This is a genomic window from Streptomyces kanasensis (genome assembly GCF_043077165.1).
Classification (GTDB): domain Bacteria; phylum Actinomycetota; class Actinomycetes; order Streptomycetales; family Streptomycetaceae; genus Streptomyces; species Streptomyces changanensis.
In genome coordinates this window covers 1-5,006 of the sequence record NZ_JBIBSF010000023.1, presented here as the reverse complement: position 1 = coordinate 5,006, position 5,006 = coordinate 1, and the positions used below count along the sequence as shown (strand labels likewise).

General features: G+C 71.1%; 3 protein-coding genes and 2 pseudogenes. All 5 read left to right on the top strand.

The features are described from left to right. Positions 1 to 101 (top strand): annotated as a pseudogene (locus ACF053_RS30170) (ATP-binding protein); the annotation flags it as partial. A gap of 387 nt (positions 102 to 488) precedes the next feature. Next, positions 489 to 3,887 carry a sensor histidine kinase gene (locus tag ACF053_RS30165; protein ID WP_391956933.1) on the top strand — a complete coding sequence of 1,133 codons (3,399 nt, stop codon included), beginning with the start codon at positions 489 to 491 and terminating at the stop codon, positions 3,885 to 3,887. Between the two features lie 10 nt (positions 3,888 to 3,897). Then, positions 3,898 to 4,311, top strand: a complete 414-nt coding sequence (locus ACF053_RS30160; protein WP_058942316.1) for a roadblock/LC7 domain-containing protein — start codon at positions 3,898 to 3,900, stop codon at positions 4,309 to 4,311. Between the two features lie 96 nt (positions 4,312 to 4,407). Next, on the top strand, positions 4,408 to 4,950 hold the full coding sequence (locus ACF053_RS30155) for a DUF742 domain-containing protein (RefSeq protein ID WP_391956932.1): 543 nt from the start codon (positions 4,408 to 4,410) through the stop codon (positions 4,948 to 4,950). Then, positions 4,931 to 5,006: pseudogene (locus ACF053_RS30150) on the top strand (ATP-binding protein); the annotation flags it as partial. The gene ACF053_RS30155 and the pseudogene ACF053_RS30150, both read left to right, overlap by 20 nt.

Sequence of the window (5,006 nt, the reverse complement as noted above, 5' to 3'; positions counted from 1 at the left end):
CCGACACCCCCATCATCACCACCGACGCACGCCACCGCGCCGACGCCAAGAGCGCCCTCATCACCCTCGTCGAACACGCCCTCATGGCACGACTGAAGTAGGGCGGGTGGCGCCGCGGCCCCGTCGGGACGTAGGCTGATCGTCAAGTAGACGTAGGTATACGCCAGTTGTCGTATCCATCCAGCGGGCGGGCTGTGTCCTTGGACACGGCCCGCCCGCCGGTTCATAACGTTTCGACAGAGAATCGCGACGCTTCGGACACTGGACGCATCCGCGCGGTGTCGCTGCGCTCACATGAGCCCCGCCTTTTGCAGGGGCTCGTTCTTTATGCCCGTTTTATCTCGGCCCCGGACCGCCGGTTGTCCCTCGAACGGGCTGTTTGGAACGCGGCAGCTTTACGTGCTGCAATGCACGAACTCCTGAGTAGTACGGCTCTGAGCAGAAGAACGGCACAGCGTAGGTGCCGACGCCGAGAGGTTGTTGGTCGAGTGAGGCGAAGCACGAAGAGCGCCGCGGAGCAGCAGGCGCGGGGCAACTTCACCCCGCCGCCGCGCACAGCGGCGCCGCCCGCGGACGCACCCGCAAACCCCCCGGCCGGTCCGGCCGCCGGCAGCAGCGCCAGCCGGTTCTCCCCGCGCAACTGGCACGTGGCCACGCGCCTGAACGCCATCCTGCTCGTCCCGGTGCTCGTGGGCCTGGTGATGGGCGGCTTCCAGGTGAAGACGGCCGTCGACACCTGGCAGGAGGCCCGGGACGCCGAGAAGACCGCGCGCATCGTGCAGGCCGCCTCGGCGTACGGGCAGGCGCTCCTCGACGAGCGCGACCTGACCGCCGAGCCGCTCCTCACGGCGAAGAGCCCGTCCGACCGCCAGACGAGCGTCGTCACGGACGCGTACGCCGCCACGGACGCCGCCAAGCGGAAATTCGACGAGGCCGTCCGGGACATGCCCTCGGGGCAGGGCCTGGAACGCCGCCTGCAGCTCTTCCGGGCGGAGGAGCCGGCCCTGAAGCAGCTGCGCGAGGGCGCCTACACCCGGGCCTTCGACCCGGTGAAGACCGAAGAGGGCTACGTCGGGGTCCAGCACTCCCTGATGGAGTTCTCCAACGAGCTCGGCCTCGGCACCGGCAACGTCACCAGCTTCGGCCGGACCGTCTACGCCATCCAGCTCGCCAAGGCCGCCGAGTCGCTCCAGCGCTCCATCGGCATGCACCTGCTGGTGCGGCCGAGCACGGACGACGAGGTGTTCCGCCAGCAGTCGGAAGCCTTCACCTCGTACAAGTACCTGGAGCAGATCGCGCTGCTGGAGTACATATCCGGCGGTACCCAGGAGGACGAGGACCGGCTGCGCGAGGTCATGACCCGCAAGGCCCAGGACGGTGCCAAGGAGTTCCAGTCGGCCGGCATCCAGCCGCCGGTCGCCGAGACGTCCACCGGCGAGAAGTCGGTCTTCGAGGGCATGGCCGACGAGATCGCCCGGGCCGAGGACGCCGGCGACATCAAGAAGCTGGTGAAGCGGAAGCAGAACGGCGTCACGCCCGAGACCTGGATGGCCACCGCCACCGGCAAGTTCGAGGGCTACTCCGAGGTCGAGGCCGAGCTGCTGACCAAGGCGCTCAACGAGGCCACCCGCATCGCCGACGAGGCCCGCACGGACGCCTTCGTCATCGGTGGCATCGTCGTCATCGCCCTGCTCACCGCCTTCATCCTGGCCGGCTTCATGGCGCGGCAGATGAGCCGCGCGATGCGCCGGCTGCGCCACGCCGCCCTCGGCGTCGCCGAGCAGCGCCTGCCGACGCTGGTCGACCAGCTGTCGCGGACCGACCCCGGCAAGGTCGACACGCGCGTCGAGCCCATCCCGATCGACACGCAGGACGAGATCGGCGAGGTCGCCCGCGCCTTCGACCAGGTCCACCGCGAGGCCGTCCGGCTCGCCGCCGAGCAGGCCCTGCTGCGGGGCAACGTCAACGCGATCTTCACCAACCTCTCGCGCCGCAACCAGTCGCTGATCGAGGGCCAGCTGACCCTCATCACGGACCTGGAGAACAACGAGGCCGACCCGGACCAGCTGCAGAACCTCTTCCGGCTCGACCACCTCGCCACGCGCATGCGCCGCAACGGCGAGAACCTGCTGATCCTCGCCGGCGAGGAGCCCGGCCGCCGCTGGGACCAGCCGGTCCCGCTGGTCGACGTGATGCGCGCCGCCGCCTCCGAGGTGGAGCAGTACGAGCGCATCGAGCTGTCCGGTGTGCCGGAGGCCGAGATCCACGGCCAGGCCGTCACCGACCTCGTGCACCTCCTCGCCGAGCTGCTCGAGAACGCCACCACGTTCTCGTCGCCGCAGACGAAGGTGCGGGTCACCGCGACGCGACTGCCCGACGGCCGCGTGATGGTCGAGATCCACGACAAGGGCATCGGCCTCACCGCCGAGGACTTCGCCGACATCAACCACAAGCTGGCCAAGCCGCCGACGGTGGACGTCGCGGTCTCCCAGCGCATGGGCCTGTTCGTGGTCGGCCGGCTCGCCGACCGGCACGGCATCCGCGTCCAGCTCCGCCCGTCGGGCGAGCAGGCCGGTACGACGTCGCTCGTCATGCTGCCCGACGCGATCACCCACGGTGGTGGTGGCGAGATGTCGGCCGAGGACTTCACGGTCTCCCAGATCATCCCGGAGCAGAACGCCTTCCAGGCCCCCCAGGCCGCCCCGATGCGCACGGCCGCCGAGCTCGGCTTCGACGACTCGCGGTACGAGGAGCAGGAGGGTCCCGCGCTGGACCCGGTGGGCCGCTCCCTTCTCCGCGAGGGGCGCCGCGCGGCGCTCGGCGCGCAGCTCCAGGGCGGGCAGCCGCAGGACGGGCAGGACCGCCCGCTCTTCCGCGACGAGGCGCCCGACCGGGGCCCGCAGGCGTACGGGCAGGAGCAGGAGCACTACGAGGGCGGTTACGAGGCCCCGTACGAGCCGCAGGAGCCGCAGGAGCCGCAGCAGGCCCACGGGCAGGACGCCTACCGGCAGGACGGCGGCTACGAGCAGACGCCCGGCTACGACGGCTACCGCGCCGAGGACGGCTACCGGAACGACGGCGGCTACCAGGCCGAGACGGGTTACCCGGCGGAGACCGGCTACCGGAACGACGCCCACCGGTCCGACGGCGGGTACGCGGACGGCGGCGACTATGCCACCGGCGAGTACCCCGGTCCCGGTCCGTATCCGGAAGGCGGCTTCTCATCTGCCGGCGGCGACGGCGCGCAGCACGGCGGTACGTACGACGCCCAGCCCCACCAGGGCGACTGGCCCGGCCAGAACACGTACCAGGGCGGCTACGACGGCGGCTACGCTGTCGAATCGGAATCCGCCCAGGGCGCTCCCGCGAACGAGCCGGACCGCGTAGGCTTCGACCGTCCGGGTTCCGCGCCGAGCGCCGAGCACCAGCTGACCGACGCGGGTCTCCCGCGCCGCGGCAGCCCGCCGCCCGCCGAGCGGCCGAGCCAGGACCGGGACCCCCAGCAGGCCACCGCGGACCGGCCCGCCCATCAGGCGCAGCCGGCCGGGCAGGCCCCGCAGGGCGACCCGGAGGGCTCCGGCAGCTGGCGTTCGTCGAACGACGAGCGCTGGCAGCGGGCCGGGAAGCTCAAGGACCCGAAGGCGGGCGGGGTCACGGCTTCCGGTCTCCCCCGGCGGGTCCCCAAGGCGAACCTCGTCGAGGGGACGGCGGAACAGACCCCGCAGGGCGGCCCACAGGTCTCCCGCGCCCCCGAGGACGTCCGCGGCAGGTTGAGCAACCTGCGGCGCGGTGTCCAGCAGGGACGCACCGCGGGGACGGACATGAACGGATCGGCCACTTACGATCAACACAGTGGCCCGGGTAGTACCTACAACCAGGAGCGTTAGTGTGAGCCCGATGAGCCAGGCGGCGCAGAATCTGAACTGGTTGATCACCAACTTCGTGGACAACACCCCCGGGGTGTCCCACACGGTGGTGGTCTCCGCCGACGGACTCCTGCTGGCGATGTCCGAGGGTTTCCCCCGCGACCGCGCCGACCAGCTGGCGGCCGTCGCGTCCGGGCTGACCTCGCTGACCGCGGGCGCGTCCCGCATCTTCGAAGGCGGCCTGGTCAACCAGACGGTGGTGGAGATGGAGCGCGGCTTCCTCTTCATCATGTCCATCTCGGACGGCTCCTCGCTGGCCGTACTCGCCCACCCCGACGCCGACATCGGTCTCGTCGGCTACGAGATGGCGCTCCTCGTGGACCGCGCGGGCAGCGTCCTGACCCCGGACCTGCGCGCGGAGCTCCAGGGCAGTCTTCTCAATTAACAGACGGACCGTGCGTTTCACGCCACCGCGCCTTAAGGTGCGGTGGCGCGGTTCCACAGGGACATGGACCGGCGACCGGTAGTCGGAGGAGGAAACGTGGCAACACCCCCAGGCGGACACCAGCCATACGACGGTGCTCACCACGTACCGGGCGACGGCGCCCGGAACCGCTACAACTTCCCCTCCGCCCCCAGCGGCCAGGGCTACCAGCAGCAGCCCTACCAGCAGCCGCAGGTGCCGCACGGTCAGCCCGCGCAGCACCGCCGGCGTCCCGAGGGGGGGCCGGCCCCCGCCGCCCACAACCCCCTGGTCCGTCCGTACGCCATGACCGGCGGCCGGACGCGGCCGCGGTACCAGCTCGCCATCGAGGCGCTGGTGTCGACCACGGCCGATCCCTCCCGGCTGCACGGGCAGTTGCCCGAGCACCAGCGGATCTGCCGGCTCTGCATCGAGATCAAGTCGGTGGCCGAGATCTCGGCGCTGCTCTCCATCCCCCTCGGCGTAGCCCGGATCCTCGTCGCCGACCTGGCCGAGGCCGGACTCGTCGCCATCCACCAGCCCGGCGGTGACGAGGCCGCCGGCGGCCAGCCAGACGTGACACTGCTCGAAAGGGTGCTCAGTGGACTTCGCAAGCTCTAGCGGCGGTGCGACCCGCTCAACCACCAGCGCGAAGATCGTGGTGGCGGGCGGCTTCG